This window comes from Kitasatospora sp. NPDC048298, assembly GCF_043201465.1.
Lineage (GTDB): Bacteria > Actinomycetota > Actinomycetes > Streptomycetales > Streptomycetaceae > Kitasatospora.
Window position 1 is genome coordinate 70,072 of sequence record NZ_JBICYZ010000034.1, and the last position, 13,611, is coordinate 83,682.

Annotated in this window: 12 protein-coding genes; 6 read left to right on the plus strand and 6 right to left on the minus strand. The window is 73.7% G+C overall.

Features of this window, described 5'->3' with window-relative positions; all coding sequences use genetic code 11:
- The first annotated feature begins 10 nt into the window (after positions 1-10).
- The 4 genes from ACGF0D_RS24510 (at position 11) to ACGF0D_RS24525 (ending at position 4,508) form a co-directional block, all read left to right on the plus strand.
- On the plus strand, positions 11-1,447 hold the full coding sequence (locus ACGF0D_RS24510) for an endonuclease/exonuclease/phosphatase family protein (RefSeq protein WP_392919573.1): 1,437 nt from the start codon (positions 11-13) through the stop codon (positions 1,445-1,447).
- Positions 1,448-1,491: 44 nt separating this feature from the next.
- Complete coding sequence (locus ACGF0D_RS24515; protein WP_392919576.1) at positions 1,492-3,495, plus strand: phosphocholine-specific phospholipase C; 2,004 nt, start codon at positions 1,492-1,494, stop codon at positions 3,493-3,495.
- Positions 3,496-3,580: 85 nt separating this feature from the next.
- Complete coding sequence (locus ACGF0D_RS24520) at positions 3,581-4,054, plus strand: VOC family protein (RefSeq protein WP_392919579.1); 474 nt, start codon at positions 3,581-3,583, stop codon at positions 4,052-4,054.
- Positions 4,055-4,058: 4 nt separating this feature from the next.
- Complete coding sequence (locus tag ACGF0D_RS24525; RefSeq protein WP_392877756.1) at positions 4,059-4,508, plus strand: SRPBCC domain-containing protein; 450 nt, start codon at positions 4,059-4,061, stop codon at positions 4,506-4,508.
- Between the two features lie 108 nt (positions 4,509-4,616).
- Here ACGF0D_RS24525 and ACGF0D_RS24530 read toward each other — a convergent pair whose 3' ends face one another.
- From ACGF0D_RS24530 to ACGF0D_RS24540, 3 genes are all read right to left on the minus strand, one after another.
- Positions 4,617-5,870, minus strand: a complete 1,254-nt coding sequence (locus ACGF0D_RS24530; protein ID WP_392919581.1) for an aromatic acid exporter family protein — start codon at positions 5,868-5,870, stop codon at positions 4,617-4,619.
- A 123-nt stretch (positions 5,871-5,993) separates the two neighbouring features.
- The gene (locus ACGF0D_RS24535; protein WP_392919584.1) at positions 5,994-6,728 is read right to left on the minus strand and encodes a polyprenol monophosphomannose synthase; all 735 of its coding nucleotides are present in this window, start codon (positions 6,726-6,728) and stop codon (positions 5,994-5,996) included.
- A 126-nt stretch (positions 6,729-6,854) separates the two neighbouring features.
- Positions 6,855-8,459, minus strand: a complete 1,605-nt coding sequence (locus ACGF0D_RS24540; RefSeq protein WP_392919587.1) for a N,N-dimethylformamidase beta subunit family domain-containing protein — start codon at positions 8,457-8,459, stop codon at positions 6,855-6,857.
- A gap of 425 nt (positions 8,460-8,884) precedes the next feature.
- On the opposite strand from ACGF0D_RS24540, the gene ACGF0D_RS24545 reads away from it, so the two are divergent.
- On the plus strand, positions 8,885-10,765 hold the full coding sequence (locus ACGF0D_RS24545; RefSeq protein WP_392877748.1) for an amino acid transporter: 1,881 nt from the start codon (positions 8,885-8,887) through the stop codon (positions 10,763-10,765).
- Positions 10,766-10,860: 95 nt separating this feature from the next.
- On the opposite strand, the gene ACGF0D_RS24550 is transcribed toward ACGF0D_RS24545, so the two are convergent.
- Complete coding sequence (locus ACGF0D_RS24550; protein WP_392919589.1) at positions 10,861-11,130, minus strand: GlsB/YeaQ/YmgE family stress response membrane protein; 270 nt, start codon at positions 11,128-11,130, stop codon at positions 10,861-10,863.
- 272 nt (positions 11,131-11,402) lie between these two features.
- Between ACGF0D_RS24550 and ACGF0D_RS24555 the strand changes: the two genes are divergently transcribed.
- Entirely contained in the window at positions 11,403-11,768 is a 366-nt protein-coding gene (locus ACGF0D_RS24555) for a hypothetical protein (protein WP_392877744.1), read from the plus strand.
- A 70-nt stretch (positions 11,769-11,838) separates the two neighbouring features.
- Here ACGF0D_RS24555 and ACGF0D_RS24560 read toward each other — a convergent pair whose 3' ends face one another.
- Together ACGF0D_RS24560 and ACGF0D_RS24565 are read right to left on the minus strand one after the other, a co-directional pair.
- The gene (locus ACGF0D_RS24560; RefSeq protein ID WP_392919592.1) at positions 11,839-12,639 is read right to left on the minus strand and encodes a HEAT repeat domain-containing protein; all 801 of its coding nucleotides are present in this window, start codon (positions 12,637-12,639) and stop codon (positions 11,839-11,841) included.
- Positions 12,640-12,757: 118 nt separating this feature from the next.
- Entirely contained in the window at positions 12,758-13,495 is a 738-nt protein-coding gene (locus ACGF0D_RS24565; RefSeq protein WP_392877740.1) for a TetR/AcrR family transcriptional regulator, read from the minus strand.
- Between the last annotated feature and the right edge of the window lie 116 nt (positions 13,496-13,611).

Consider the following 13,611-nt stretch of genomic DNA (forward strand, 5'->3'; position numbering starts at 1 on the left):
CAGGAAAACCGTGGCCGCAGGCAGCGCCCTGACGCTCAGCTCCTCCAGCAACCCCACCGAAGGCGACCGGCTCACCTTCCACTGGACCACCGACGCCCCCGACGCCAAGAACTGGGTCGGCATCTACGACGGCGGCCGCCAGCCCGGCACCGGCAGCTCGCTGCTGTGGAAGTACACCCCGGGCACCTCGGGCGACGTCCAGCTCGACACCTCCGCGCTGACCGGCGGCCCGTACACCGCCTACCTGCTCGCCAAGGACGGCTACGGCATCCTCGCCCAGACCGAGCCGTTCGCCTTCCGCCCCAAGCCCGCCGTCGTGCGCCCGCACGCCGCCGTCGACTCCTTCACCGCCACGCCGGTCGCCCCGGGCGCGGCCGTGACGGTCCGGCTCGGCGGCCTCTGGTCCCGTCCGGCCGGAAACCCGGCCGGCTCCGCCACCTTCCGCAAGGTCGCCGGCCCGGCCTGGGCCTCCGTCAGCGCCGACGGCATGCTCACCGGCACCGCCCCCGCCGCCCCCGGCAAGGCCCCCGAGCCGGTGGTCGTCGGCGTCAAGGACAGCACGGGCGCCACCGACACCGTCACCGTCCTCGTCCCGGTGGTCGATCCGGCCGCCGCACCGCGCCTCAAGGCCGCCGGCTGGAACCTGCAGGACGCGGGCTCCGCCCACACCGACGCGCTGGAGAAGCAGCTGCGCGTGGTCCTCGCCCAGGGCCTGGACGTGCTCGCCCTCCAGGAGACCGCGGGGGAGCGGGCCAGTACCCTGGCCGACGCCCTCGGCTGGTACGCCTACCAGAGCCCGGGCAGCATCGGCATCCTCAGCCGCCACCCGCTCGGTGACGTCACCCCGCCGACCGCCGAGCTGCCCGCCGCCGCGGTCACCCTGCGGCTGCCCGGCGGCCGCAGTGTCCGCTTCTGGGCCGCCCACCTGGACGAGGCGGGCTACGGCCCGTACGCGGTCCAGGACGGCCGGACCGCCGCCGAGGTGCTGGCCGCCGAGAAGGGTTCGCTACGGCTGAAGCAGGCCGAGGCGCTGGCCGCCGCCGTGCGCGCGGACATCGCCCGGCGCATCCCGGTGGTGCTGGCCGGCGCGCTCTCCTCACCCTCGCACCGGGACTGGACGGCCGCCACCGCCGCCGCCCACCAGGGGGTCGGCGCGCTCGCCTGGCCGGTCACGGTGGCCCTCCAGGGCGCCGGCCTGACCGACGCCTTCCGCGAGGAGTGCCCCGACCCGGTCAAGGCCCCGGGCAACACCTGGTCGCCCACCCGCAAGCGGCGCGGCGACCGCCCCGAGCCGCAGGACCGCATCGACTACGTCCAGTACGCGGGCCCGCTGAAGCTGGTCGAGGCGCACACCCTGGTCGCCGACTGGCCGCAGCCCGAGCCCGGTGCCGCCGCCAACGAGTGGCCCTCCGACACCGCCGCCGCGGTCGCCACCTTCCAGCTCTGAGCTCCCAGGCTCCCCGACTCCCAGCTCCGAGAGGCCAGTTCGTCATGCCCGAGCTCTCCCGCCGTACCTTCGTCGGCGCCACCGCGGCCGCCGGCGCCACCGCCCTGACCGGTCTGACGGCCACCCAGGCCGCCGCCGCCCCGGCCCCCGCGCCCGCCGCCGGTGCCAAGCCGGCCGTCCCGCTCACCGGCACCGTCAAGGACGTCAGGCACGTCGTCGTCCTGATGCAGGAGAACCGTTCCTTCGACCACTACTTCGGCACCCTGGCCGGCGTCCGCGGCTTCGGCGACAAGCAGGCGCTCCAGTTCCCGGACGGCACCGACGTCTTCCGCCAGCCCGACAGCCGGCGCACCGACGGCGGCGCGATGCTGCCGTACCGGATGGACACCGCCAAGTACAACGCGCAGAACGCCGGCGGCCTCCCGCACGACTGGGCCACCGGCCACCAGGCCATCAACAACGGCGCCATGAACAAGTGGATCGCCGCCAAGGGCGAGCGCACCATGGGCTACTTCACCCGGGACGACATCCCCTACCAGTACGCCCTGGCCGACGCGTTCACCGTCTGCGACGCCTACTTCACCTCGCTGGCCGGCCCGACCGACCCCAACCGCCTCTACCTGTGGACCGGCACCTCCGGCCCCGGCCGCGACGGCACCACAGGGCCGTGGATCGACAACACCCCGGTCACCGACAACCCCGTCGCCGACTGGACCACCTACGCCGAGCGCCTGGAGGCGGCCGGCGTCAGCTGGCGCGTCTACCACAACCCCAGCAAGGACGACCGCACCGGCGACTACGACGACAACGCGCTCTCCTACTTCAAGCAGTTCCACGACTTCCCGCACGACGACCCGCGTTACGTCAACGCGATGACGAAGTTCGACCCCGCCGACTTTGACCGCCACTGCAAGGACGGCACCCTGCCGACCGTCTCCTGGCTGGTCGCGCCCTACCTGTTCTCCGAGCACCCGGAGGCCGGCCCGGCCTACGGCGCGCACTGGGTCGACCAGGCCCTGCAGTCGCTGATGTCCAACCCGGAGGTCTGGCGACACACCGTCTTCCTGGTGATGTACGACGAGAACGACGGCTACTTCGACCACATGGTCCCGCCCACCCCCGAGCCCGGCACCCCCGAGGAGTTCACCCAGGGACGGGCCATCGGCCTCGGCAACCGGGTACCGCTCTGGGTGATCTCGCCCTGGTCGCGCGGCGGCTGGGTCAACTCCCAGGTCTTCGACCACACGTCCGTGCTGCGCTTCATGGAGCTGGTCACCGGGGTGGCCGAGCCCAACATCTCGGCCTGGCGCCGGGCCGTCTGCGGGGACCTCACCAGCTGCTTCGACTTCGCCGCCCCGGAGCACTCGATCCCGGCGCTGCCCGACACCAAGGCGCTGATGGCCAGGGCCGACGCGGGCACCAAGCTGCCCGGTGTCGCGCTGCCGGCGGTCGGCGCCCAGGCGATGCCCGTCCAGGAGCGCGGCGAGCGCCCGCACCGCCCGCTGCCGTACCAGCCGTGGGCCGACGTCGAGGTGGACCGGAGGACCGGCAAGGTCACCTGCACGATGAGCAACGACGGCTCGGTGGCGTTCCCGTACACCGTCTACCCGAACATCCTGCTCCCCTTCGCCGGCACCCCGTACACCGTCGCCCCCGGCACCACCGCCCGGTACGTCTGGGACGCCGCCACCACGGGCGGCCGCTACGACTTCACCGTGCACGGCCCGGACGGCTTCGTCCGCCGCTTCGCCGGCACCGTGGTGCGCGACGGTCAGGACGGCCAGAACGACATCGGCGTGCCGATCGTCACCGCCGACCTGCGCGGCAACCGCAAGCTCACCCTGCAGCTGGCCAACGACGGGATGACCGACGTGGCCTTCACCGCCGCGCCAAACGACTTCGCGGGCACCGCGCAGACCGTCTGGGTCAAGCCCGGCAAGCAGGCCAACCTGGCCTGGCCGCTGGACAAGCAGGGCCGCTACGACGTCGTCGTGACCGCCCACACCGGTCAGCGCTTCGTCCAGCGCTACGCGGGCTGGGTGCACTGACGTGAGGCCGGCCGGGGGCGCCGATCCGGTGACCCCCGGCCGTGGCTCGGCCGCCGTACCGGACCCCGCCGTTACCGTCGGGCGCATGCAGAAAATCACCACCGTCCTCTGGTTCGACGACCGGGCCGAAGAGGCCGCCGCCTTCTACACCTCCCTGCTCCCGAACTCCCGGATCACCAGGACCACCCGCTACGGCGAGGCCGGCCTCCGCCCGGCCGGCTCGGTGATGACCGTCGAGTTCGAGCTCGCCGGCCGTGAGTACACGGCCCTCAACGGGGGCCCCGAGTTCCACTTCACCGAGGCGATCTCGCTCCAGGTCGAGTGCGAGGACCAGCAGGAGGTCGACGCACTCTGGGCGGGACTCACCGCCGACGGCGGTCAGCCGGGCCCGTGCGGCTGGCTCAAGGACCGCTACGGCCTCTCCTGGCAGATCACCCCCCGGGTGCTGCTCGACCTGGTCGCGGGCGAGGACCGGGCCAAGGCGGACCGCGTCTTCGCGGCCATGCTGCGGATGCAGAAGATCGAGATCCGGCCGCTGCTCGCCGCGGCCGGGGGGTGAGGCCGTGACCGCCCTCAGCCACCGCGGCATCACCTACCTGCGGGCCACCCCCGAGCGGGTCTGGCACGCGCTCACCAACGCCGACGAGTCAGGCCTCTACTGGGGCCACCGCAACGTCTCCACCTGGCTGCTCGGCGCGCCCTGGGAGCACCAGCGGACCGACGGCTCCGGCATCGCCGACGTCACCGGCACCGTCGAGGCGGTCGACCGCCCGCACCGGCTGGTCACCACCTGGGCCGGGCCGCAGGAGGACCGGGCCGGCTGGCCGTCCCGCGTCACCTTCGAGATCCAGGGCTGGCAGGACCTCACCCGGCTCACCGTCATCCACGAGAACCTCGCCGACGAGGCCGCGCGGGCCGACGCCGAACAGGGCTGGTCGGCGGTGCTCGCCAATCTCAAGACCTACCTGGAGACCGGCCACCCGCTGCCGCAGCAGCCCTGGCTGATGCCCTGACCGCAGCGCTCCGGGGAACGGCGCCGGGCGGGACACCCCGGGGAACGGCACCGGGCCCGCCGGCCCGGACCCGGCGTCGGGCGGGACACCCCGGCGACGGCGCCCGGCCTACGCCGCCGGGCGCTGCGCCTTGACGGAGGACCGCCCGCCGCGGGCCCGCTCGCCCCGCAGCAGGCGGCGCAGCGCGGCGTAGCGGGAGAACCGCTCCCGGTTCGCCACCGAGGCCCGGTCCAGCTCCTCCATCAGCCGCCGGCCGCGGTGCTCCAGGTCCATCTCGTCCAGGATGCGGTCCACCTCGGCCAGTATCGATCCGTGCAGCTGCCAGGCCTCCGGGTGCTCCTGGACCTTGCGCAGCAGCACCTGGGCGACGTTCTCCCGGCAGGTCCACGCGGCCGCCAGCTCGGCGGTCAGCCGCTCCTCCGCCTCCTCGGCGTTGCGGCTCACCTGAGTGGTCACCAGCACCGCGTAGCTCACCATCGCGCCGCCCACGTGCGCCAGCAGTTCCTCGAGCCCCACCGCGACGTCCGGCGGGAAGAGCCGTTCATCGGGCCCGCGCCGCTTGGCCAGGTCGGTCAGCGAGCGGGCCAGCACCCGGATCACGACGACGCAGATCTCCAGCGTGTCCAGCCCGGTGCGCAGCACCAGCCGGGACAGCAACCCCTCGCTGATCCGCGGGTTGAACCGCAGGCTGTCCTCGGCCTGGCGCAGCGCCGCGTCCACGTCGGCGATCGCCTGGTCCAGCCGGCGGGCCTCGTGCAGCCGCTCGGCGGCCCTGGCCACCGGGGTGGGGCGGCCCAGCTCCTCGGAGATGTCCAGCAGCAGCTGGCGGGCCCGCCGGGCGAGGTCCTCGATCGACTCCCCGGCGGTGTCCACCCAGAGCGGTGGCGCGAACAGCAGGTTGAACAGCAGGCCGACGGCGGCGCCGATGAGCGTCTCCAGCACCCGGTCCCAGGCCTGCGAGGCCAGCTTGGTCACGCCCAGGATCAGCATCGCGCTGATCGCGACCTCCTGGACGAACTCCTCGACCCGGACGAACCGGCCGACGACCAGTGAGGCCAGGATGATCAGTCCGAGGCTCCACCAGGAGAGCCCGACCACGGCGCTGAAGCCGATCGCGATCAGCACCCCGACCACCACCGAGTTGACCCGCCGGATGCTGGTCTTGAGCGTCGAGTAGACGGTGACCTGGACGACCAGCAGCGCGGTCAGCGGCGCCGTCAGCGGGGCGGGCTCGCTGCTCAGCTGCGTCGCCACCGCGTAGGAGATGGTGGCCGCGACGGTGGCCCGGATGGTCTGGACCACGAACGGTTCTCGGGCGCTGCGGCGGACCAGGTCCTTGAGGGTCTCCGGGAGAAGGGCCATGTCGCCCTTCTTTCCCCGAAGCCGCCGTTCACACCGCTCCCGGGACCTTCCGGCACCCGTACGCCCGCATCGGGCCGGGCCGGTGCGGGCCGGGCCCGTGCCGTGCGCCGCCGCCGGTACCCGCTAGTTGTCGCGGTTGAAGCGCAGCTTCCAGGGCGCCAGCGCGGACTCGACCTGCACGCCCATGCTCATCTTCGAGGCGCCCTCGATCCGCTCCTCGAAGCGGATCGGCACCTCGCGGATGGTCATGCCCTGCTTGACGACCCGGTAGTTCATCTCGACCTGGAACGAGTAGCCGTTGCTCTGCACGGTCGGCAGGTCGATGGCGCGCAGGGCGTCGGCCCGCCAGGCCTTGAAGCCGGCCGTGGCGTCCCGGACGCCGAGGCTGAGGATCGCGTTGACGTAGAAGTTCGCCCAGGCGGAGAGCGCCTTGCGGTGCCAGGGCCACTCCTCGGCGGTGGAGCCGCCCGGGACGTAGCGTGAGCCCAGCACCACGGCGGTGCCGTCGGTGAGCAGCGTCTCGACCATCGCGGGTATCGCGGAGGCCGGGTGGGAGAGGTCGGCGTCCATCTGCACCACGACGTCGGCGCCCTCGTCCAGCGCCTTGGCCATGCCGGCCAGGTAGGCGCGGCCGAGGCCGTCCTTCTCGGTGCGGTGCAGCACGCTCACGGTGCCGCCGGAGTCCGCGGCGAGCTTGTCGGCGATCTCACCGGTGCCGTCGGGGGAGTTGTCGTCGACCACCAGCAGGTGCAGGTTGGGCACCGGGAGCTCCGCGAGCAGGCCCGCGAGGACCGGGAGGTTCTCCCGCTCGTTGTACGTGGGGACGACCACAACGACCTTGGGGGAGGCCTCGACCATGTTCTGTTTCCCTCGTGCCTGCTCCGGATGGGACCGTGCGAGTGTACCGGGGGTGTCGGGCGCCGCCGGCCCCGGCTCAGGGCGCGGGCATCCGCACCGCCGCTCGCGGCCGTTGAGCCGGGCCCGCTACGCCGTGCCGTAGACGGCCGCGAGGTTGTCCTGGGCGGGGTGGGTCCGGCCGGCCGGTCCGGCCGCGAAGGCGCGCAGGACGTTCTCGGTGACCTGGCGGACCAGGTCCCCGGCGTGCGAGTCGATGCCGTGGTCGGCCTTGCCGCCGCCGGGGCCGCGGGCCTCCAGCGCCTCGACCCAGCGCATCGTTCCGGTGGCGAACACCCCGGCGCCGCTCGGCACGGTGTGGTAGGCGGTGTCGGAGTGGGAGCGGCGGCCGTCGCAGACCACGGGGGAGTGGGCGATCACCTCGATCGGCCGCGGGGTGGGGAAGCCGGTGTCCACCCGGTCGTACTCCACCCCGACCAGGTGCGGGAACGACGCGCCCGCCGCGACGCCCGTCCCCTCGAAGGCCCAGTGCCCGGGCGAGGTGACCACGTACGGGGCGTCCACCGGGTAGCCGTCGTAGATGACGCCGAGCATCGAACTCTCCGGGTCGGCGCCCGGGCCGACCCGGAAGTCGGTGGTCGCCGGGGCGCCCGACCGGTGGCCCGGATCCTGCGCCCACGCGTCCTTGTAGCAGACCACCGAGCGGTCGGGGCCGAGCTCGGTCGGCTCGAAGCGGACCCGGCGGAAGCAGCAGTTGGCGCCGAGGATCGCCAGGTTGGTCCCGGCGTCCCGGGCCGCGACCACGTTGGCCCGCTGCTCGGGCGACCAGTACTCGTCGTGGCCCAGGGACAGGACGGCGCTCGCCCCGGTCAGCAGGCCGGGCTCGCGGGCCACGTCGATGCCGGTGGTGTACGCGAGCGGCAGGCCGAGCCGCTCGGCGAGGGCGACCAGCGGCGCCTCGTAGACCAGGAACAGCCCGGCGCCGTGGTCGTAGTCGTACGGCCGGTCGAAGACGACCTGCAGCGAGCGGGTGGCCAGGCCGCCGGTCGGGCCGTTGTAGAGGCTGTAGCCGCCCCACTCGTTGTAGGCCTGCCAGGTCGCCGGGGCGCTCATGATCACGGTCCGGCCGGCGGTGCTCGCCGAGCGGACGGTGAGCGGGACGTAGCGCCGGCCGGAGCCGTCCTCGGCGTCCAGGCGCAGCAGGTAGGCGCCCTCGGGCCAGCCGGCGGTGTCCACCGCGAGGGTGCGCTGCCAGCCGGTCAGCACGGTGCGGGTCGCCGGGTCCACGTGCGGCGCGGCCTGCTTGCCGCCGGGGACGTGCTCGCGGCGCCAGACCAGCCGGGCGCGGGCGCCGTCGTACCAGCCCATCCGGTAGGCGGAGACGGTGAAGGCGGCGGCGGGGGTGGAGACGTGCAGGCCGAAGGACTCCCCGGGCAGGACGCTGACCCGGTCGGCGAAACCCTCGATGGCGCCGTCCGGGCCGGGGTCGGTGATCTCCCAGTCGGGGTTGCCGGGCAGGGAGCGCTCGCTCGTCGGGCCGGTGTGCCCGTCGGCGACCGGGCCGCCGGTGGCGGGGGCGGTGGCGCCGGGGGACGAGGCGCCGGGTGCCGAGGCGGCTGCCGGGGTGGAGGGGTGCGGGTCGGCGGCGGGGTCCGGGCGGCGGGGGCCGCAGGAGGTGACGGCGGCCGCCATCAGGCCCAGGCCCAGAATCCTCCGCCGGCTCGGCTCCACCACCGCGACCTCCCTGTTTCCCTCGTCCGTGCCCGTGCCCGTGCCCGTGGCCGCCCCGGCCGGGCGTGTCGGGTGCGCGGACATCCTCGCGCGTTTCGCGAGGCCGGTGTAGGCCGCCGCGCCGGACCACGGGGTGCCGCGGGGGTGCCGCTCTGTGGGGGGTGGGGCCCGGGACGGCCCGCCACCGGGGAGGGCCGTACGGGCGCACCCGGGTGTGTCGGCCCGCGCGCTTGCCCGGCCCCGGCGATCACGTCCCCTAGCCTGACCAGGCCCGCCGTCCGGCGGCCGCAGGGGGCCCGGAGCCGCGCGCCCGGCCGAGTCGTGGACAGGGGTGGCACGTGGTGTCGTCGGGGTCGGCCGAGCAGGGGGCGGCGCCTTCCTCCCGGGGTGGGCGGTTCCGGGCCTGGCTGCTGGAAGGCCTGTCCGACATGGCCAAACAGCACCCCGGCCCGCACGCCGAGCCGCAGCAGGAGAAGGGCCAGCGCTGGTGGCGGGTCATGTGCCTGACCGGCCTGGACTACTTCTCCACGCTCGGCTACCAGCCCGGCATCGCCGCGCTCGCGGCCGGGCTGGTCTCGCCGCTGGCCACCATCGTGCTGGTGATCGTCACCCTGCTCGGCGCGCTGCCGGTCTACCGGAGGGTCGCCAAGGAGAGTCCGCACGGCCAGGGGTCGATCGCGATGCTGGAACGGCTGCTGTCGTTCTGGCAGGGCAAGCTCTTCGTGCTGACCCTGCTGGGCTTCGCGTCCACCGACTTCATGATCACCATCACCCTGTCCGCCGCCGACGCCAGCGCCCACCTGGTGGAGAACCCGCACCTGCACAGCGCCCTGACCGGCAGGCAGATCTCGCTGACCATGATCATGATCGCCCTGCTCGGCGCGGTCTTCCTCAAGGGGTTCAGCGAGGCGATCGGCCTGGCCGTGGTGCTGGTCGCGGTGTACCTCTCGCTCAACGTCGTGGTGGTGGCGAACGGGCTGTGGCACGTGCTCAGCGCCCCGCACCTGTTCAGCGACTGGACGGACGCGCTGACCGCGGAACACGGCAACGCCATCGCGATGATCGGCGTCGCCCTGATCGTCTTCCCGAAACTGGCGCTCGGCCTGTCCGGATTCGAGACCGGCGTCGCCGTGATGCCGCACATCGAGGGGGACCCGGACGACACCGAGGAGAAGCCCACCGGCCGCATCCGCGGCGCCCGCAAGCTGCTGACCACCGCCGCCGCGATCATGAGCGTGTTCCTGATCACCACCAGCTTCATCACCACGCTGCTCATCCCCGAGGACCAGTTCAAGACCGGCGGCCAGGCCAACGGGCGGGCGCTCGCCTACCTCGCCCACGAGTACCTGGGCAGCACCTTCGGCAGCGTCTACGACCTCTCCACGATCGCCATCCTCTGGTTCGCCGGGGCCTCCGCGATGGCCGGGCTGCTCAACCTGATGCCGCGCTACCTGCCGCGCTACGGCATGGCCCCGCACTGGGCCCGCGCGGTGCGGCCGACCGTCATCGTGCTCACCCTGATCGCCTTCCTGGTGACCTGGATCTTCGACGCCAACGTGGACGCCCAGGGCGGCGCCTACGCCACCGGCGTGCTGGTGCTGATCAGCTCCGCGGCCATCGCCGTCACCATCGCCGCCCACAAGGCCGGGCAGCGCCGCTGGCGGGCCGGCTTCGGAGTGATCTCGGCGGTCTTCCTCTACACCACGGCGGTGAACATCGCCGAGCGGCCGGACGGCGTCAAGATCGGCGCCTGCTTCATCGCGGGCATCATGCTGGTCTCCTTCCTCTCCCGGCTCAAGCGCGCCTTCGAACTGCGCGTCACCGACGTGGTGCTGGACGAGGTCGCGGGGCGGTTCGTCCGGGACTACACCCACCGCCCGCTGCGGCTGATCGCCAACGAGCCGAACAGCCGGGACCTCGCCGAGTACCGTGACAAGATCCACCAGATCCGGCGGGACAACGACATCCCGGCCGAGGACGACCTGGTCTTCGTCGAGGTCACCGTGCTCGACCCGTCCGACTTCGAGGCCGAGCTGACCGTGCGCGGCGAGGTGCTGCACGACCGCTACCGGGTGCTGTCGCTGGAGAGCTCCAGCGTGCCCAACGCGCTGGCCGCCCTGTTGCTGCGGGTGCGCGACCTCACCGGGCAGCAGCCGCACATCTACTTCGAGTGGACCGAGGGCAACCCCTTCGCCCAGTTCCTGCGGTTCTTCCTGTTCGGACAGGGTGAGATCGCCCCCGTCACCCGTGAGGTGCTGCGCGAGGCGGAACCGGACCGGGCCCGCCGCCCGGCCGTGCACGTGGGCTGAGCGGGCCCGGCCGGGCGGCGGCTGAGCGGGGTCGGCCCGTCGGTCGGCGGCCGAGCCGCCCCGGCCACCCGCGTGGGCCGGGCCGTCCCGGCCGGTCAGCGGCTCGGGCGCGACCTGCTCCAGGCGGGGGCGACGATGGCGACCAGGGCGACGGCGAAGGCGAGTTGCAGGATGTGGCGGATCCAGTCGATGCCCGAGGTGTGGCGGACGCCGATCCAGCCGGAGACGGCGTTGCCGAGCCAGGCCCCGGCCGCACCGAGCAGCATGGTCAGCCACCAGGGGATCGACTGCGGTCCCCGCAGGATGAGCTTGGCGATCACGCCCAGTACGAAGCCGATGAGCAGGATCCACAGGAGTTGGAACATCGCGGTCCACCTTCCGGGCGCTCCCCGGGCCGACGGCCGGGTACGCCGAATCGCCGATGACGCGGTTCGTCCCATGATCACCCGGATCGGGTGAACGGGCACCTCGGCGGGGGACCGCGCAGGTCAGCGGCATCTCGCCGGGCCGCCCTCGGCGGGGATGGGCGAGAACGAGCCGCAGGCGGGGCCGGAAAGTCGCTGTCCGCCGTCCTGGCCGTACGGATAGGAATGGGCGGGACGCGGACGGGCCGCGTCACCGAAAGGAGCCGACCCTCGTGACACGCCTTCGTTCCGCCGTCCTGGCCCTGGGCTGCACCGCCGCCGCGCTGACCCTGACTGCGGGGACGGCCCAGGCCGCGCCCGGTGACACCAGCACCATCTGCTCCTCCTCGCTGACGCCGGGCGGCTACGTGGACGTCCAGTGGTGGAACAGCGCCGGCTGCGGCTCCGGCTTCAACCCGAACACCAAGAAGATCATGCAGCTCACCGGCTACCCGGTCGGCACCGTGGTCAACGCCTGCGCCTCCACCTGGCCGCCGGCCGGCTGGACGATCGTGAGCACCTTCTACGGCTCCGGCTGCAACTACTCCGCGGTGCCGAGCCTGGAGAAGAACTCCTGGCAGCTCAAGCGCGTCTCCTGACGGAAACGCCCGACCTGTTCCGATCCGACGGCGGCCGGGGCCTCAGCGGTCCCGGACCGCCGCGACGGCCTCAGCGGTTCCGGACCGCCGCGACGGCCTCGCGGACGCCCGGGGTCGGGTCGTCCGCCAGGCCGTCCAGCAGTTCGGCGACACCCGGGGTCGACCAGCGGCAGACGGCCCAGACCAGGTCCCCCCGTACCGCCGGGTCCGGGTGGGCGGCCAGCGGGGCCAGGCGCTCCAGCGGGCCGCGCCGGCGCAACTCGAACCAGTGCAGCACCGAGCGCAGTTCGGCCGGATCGCCCGGTACGCCGGCCGCCGCGATCCGCGCGAGCAGTACGGCGACGGGCGGCGGCGGGCCGTCCAGCGGGTGCGGGTGGCGCTCGCGCAGTCGGCGGGCGCCGTACTCGCCGTAGATGCGGCAGCCGAAACAGGTGCACGGCCGGGTGCCGTGGGCGCCCGGGAGGTAGCGCCAGCCGGTGACCTGCGGTACGGCGCGGACCCGGTGCACCTCGCGGGCCCCCACCGCGCGCGGCAGGAACACCTCCCAGCCGCGCGGGTCGGCCAGCGTGCCGATCCGCCGGACCGCCTCGGCGGCCCGCAGCGGCCGCTGGTTGCCCCGGTCACGGTCGCGGTAGTGCCCGGCCAGGACCTCCTGGTCGTCCTCCAGCCGGAGGTGCACCGCGACGAGCGCGCCCTTGGGGTGGAACCGGGCCAGTTCGCGCAGCCACTGGTGGGTCAGCGTGTACGAGGGCAGCACGGGGAAGCAGTACACCCCGCGCGCGCCGCCCTGGCCGTGGCTGTCGGCGCGGATCCCGGCGCGGCGGATGCGCGGCGCGTTGGCCGCGGCGGTCAGGTGCACGAACATCGCCATGAGGCGCGATGGTAGCGAGTGAACGGGCGGCGCTCCGAACGGTTTTCGGGGAGCGGGGCGGGCGAGGGCGGGTCGGTCCGGCTCGGCGGGTCGAGGGTGGGCGGGCCGGTCCGGCGGGTCAGCCCGCGTTCGCGCGGCGCTCGACTCGGGGCCCGGTCCGGCGCTCGATCAGGGCGGCCAGGCCGTCCAGGATGCGTTCCAGGCCGAACTCCAGCGCCTGGTCGCGGCCCTCCGGGTCGGCCATGGCGGCGGCGACGGCCGGGAAGCGGTCGGCGTGCTCCCGGACCACGGTGCCGAGGGCGGCGAGGAGTTCGGCCTCGGGGGTGCCGGCCGGTCCGGCGGCGCGGGACTGCGCGGTGATCCCGCGCACGTGCCCGGTGAGCAGGACGGCGGCGTCCATCCGTTCGGGGCCGGTCAGCCCGTGGCCGTCGAGCGCAGCCACCGCCCGCTCCAGCCAGGCGAGTTCCCTCGGGCCGAGCGCCCGGGCTCCGACGGTGGCGTCCAGCAGCCACGGGTGCCGGGCGAAGGACTCGGCCAAGTGGTGGGCCCAGACGGTGAGTTGTTCCCGCCAGTCGGCTCCGGTCGGTGCGTCCGGAGGTGCGCCGACGGCCGACTCGACCATCAGGGCGATCAGTTCGGCCTTGCCGGGGACGTACCGGTAGAGCGACATCTTGGTGAAGTCGAGCAGCCCGGCCACCTTCTGCATGGAGACCGCGTCGAGCCCCTCCGCGTCGGCGACCTCGACCCCGGCAGCGGCGATCCGCTCCAGACTGAGGGCCGGCTTCGGCCCCCGGGTGGGCCTGGCCGGAGGACCCCAGAGCAACCGCACGGTGCCGCTCACCGACTCGACCATCATCCACTCCCGTCCTGGGCCCCTGCGGGGCGTGCCGCCCCGGGCTTCCGGCCGGGTGTCCGTCCATGCCGCGACCTGGGGGGTTGCCCATCCGATGCAACTGTGTCTACCGTACACAG

Coding starts and splice junctions, on each gene's coding strand:
- ACGF0D_RS24515 (WP_392919576.1), top strand. CDS start 1,492: ATGCCCGAGCTCTCCCGCCGTACCTTCGTCGGCGCCACCGCGGCCGCC.
- ACGF0D_RS24520 (WP_392919579.1), top strand. CDS start 3,581: ATGCAGAAAATCACCACCGTCCTCTGGTTCGACGACCGGGCCGAAGAG.
- ACGF0D_RS24530 (WP_392919581.1), bottom strand. CDS start 5,870: ATGGCCCTTCTCCCGGAGACCCTCAAGGACCTGGTCCGCCGCAGCGCC.
- ACGF0D_RS24535 (WP_392919584.1), bottom strand. CDS start 6,728: ATGGTCGAGGCCTCCCCCAAGGTCGTTGTGGTCGTCCCCACGTACAAC.
- ACGF0D_RS24545 (WP_392877748.1), top strand. CDS start 8,885: ATGGCCAAACAGCACCCCGGCCCGCACGCCGAGCCGCAGCAGGAGAAG.
- ACGF0D_RS24550 (WP_392919589.1), bottom strand. CDS start 11,130: ATGTTCCAACTCCTGTGGATCCTGCTCATCGGCTTCGTACTGGGCGTG.
- ACGF0D_RS24560 (WP_392919592.1), bottom strand. CDS start 12,639: ATGGCGATGTTCGTGCACCTGACCGCCGCGGCCAACGCGCCGCGCATC.
- ACGF0D_RS24565 (WP_392877740.1), bottom strand. CDS start 13,495: ATGATGGTCGAGTCGGTGAGCGGCACCGTGCGGTTGCTCTGGGGTCCT.